Origin of the sequence: Lactobacillus xujianguonis, assembly GCF_004009905.1 — a bacterium.
Classification (GTDB): Bacteria; Bacillota; Bacilli; order Lactobacillales; family Lactobacillaceae; genus Lactobacillus; species Lactobacillus xujianguonis.
The window spans coordinates 1-1,551 of sequence record NZ_ML136938.1; the positions used below are offsets into that span (position 1 = coordinate 1).

At 37.5% G+C, this 1,551-nt stretch carries 1 protein-coding gene; it reads right to left on the reverse strand.

Annotated elements, in window-relative coordinates; all coding sequences use genetic code 11:
* Positions 1–169: 169 nt before the first annotated feature.
* Positions 170–1,369: an IS110 family RNA-guided transposase gene (locus EJK17_RS11190; RefSeq protein ID WP_103662719.1), complete on the reverse strand. Its 1,200-nt coding sequence runs from the start codon at positions 1,367–1,369 to the stop codon at positions 170–172.
* Between the last annotated feature and the right edge of the window lie 182 nt (positions 1,370–1,551).

The window sequence follows — 1,551 nt, forward strand, 5'->3', positions numbered from 1 at the left end:
TTTTTCTACCTAAAATCAAGTATTATCAAAGATTTAAAGAAGAATTTTTAGTCTTTTGATGAGGCGAATAAGATTAAAGTCAGTCTGAGAACCCAATACAGGGCATGACAAAATAAGTCTCCACTTTAATCATTTTGTGCAGACTGATATACTTATAAATGATTAATCATTAACTTTGATTATGAAGAGATTTACGGTAATCATATGGTTGATCATTAATAATTAGAGCATAGATTGTCCGAATCAGTTTATGCATAGATGCAATAGCAGCTTTCTTGTAGCCTCTGGCTTTCGAAAGCTGTTTTTTGTAATCATAGTAATCCGTGATATGACAAGGCTGCGATGACTTGACCGTCTCCATTTGCCCAATAGTTCGATATAAGATCTTTCGGGCAATAGCGTTGCCGTGTTTTGTGACTGATAAATGATTGTCGACATCTCCTGATTGTGATCTTCCCGGATCAATACCAATAAAGGCATTAATTTGGTTACGATTGTTAAATCTACGTAAATCTCCTAATTCCGCATAGATTCTTAGGGCAGTTGTATCAGCTATTCCTGGAATAGTGGCATAAAGCTGAACGTCTCTAGGATTAGGGGCTATTTCCTTAATATACTCTAAAATATGTTTACGTCTTTGCTCAATGCCACGTAATCGTTCAATGCAATATTTACCCAATTCAACTGTGATACTGTCATAATCATCGTAATAGCAGGTCCGCTTAGCAATAGTTTGCAAGCTGCAGGCTAACGTATTAGCTTTTGCATGTCCAATGCCTTTAATTTGGTTCAATTGAGCCACAATTTGATCATAAGCACTGTTTAAAACAAACTTGGCATGCGGAAAGAGATTGACAATTTGCCAGTAAACTTCACCACTATGACTGCTGGTCAGCCTTTCAATCTGCGGGAACGTAGACTGTAGAGCCCGGTGCAAGCGATTCTTCCACTTAACTAAATCGTTAGTTAGCTCTTCATAGAAACGACTTGCATTTTGCATTTCATGGTAACGATAATCTTGTTTAGGCGAAAGCTGTTGCGGTGAGTTGAATTGAAGTTCTGCTAAATGCTTAGCGTCTAATTTATCGGTTTTAAGATGACGCAGATTATTGTCCATTAGCTTCTTAGCCTTTAACGGGTTAAGCCGCACATAATTATAATTATGACGATCCAAAAATGACTGCAATGGCAGAGAATATACGCCAGTTGCTTCAAAGACAACTACAGGATTGGCGTAGCACTGCAATTGATCCAATAACACATTGAAGCCACCTAAATCATTAGTAATCGTAAAGCTATCAAATTCTTTAGCTCTGACCATAATGCATACAGATGAACTCTTACTACTGATATCAATACCAAAGACCACGTCATAACTGCGTCATAATAAACATCCTCTTCTAAAATCTCATGCTCTGTTGAGATAAAGTTGCTCTTCACATTGATTTTTCAGTCATTAATTTTCTAAACTAGGCTTTAAAAGCCCACATACTCCAATGAAATTCCCTGAAAAGCCGGTGAAGCTGCCCGTTTGTCGTACGACATCAAGTG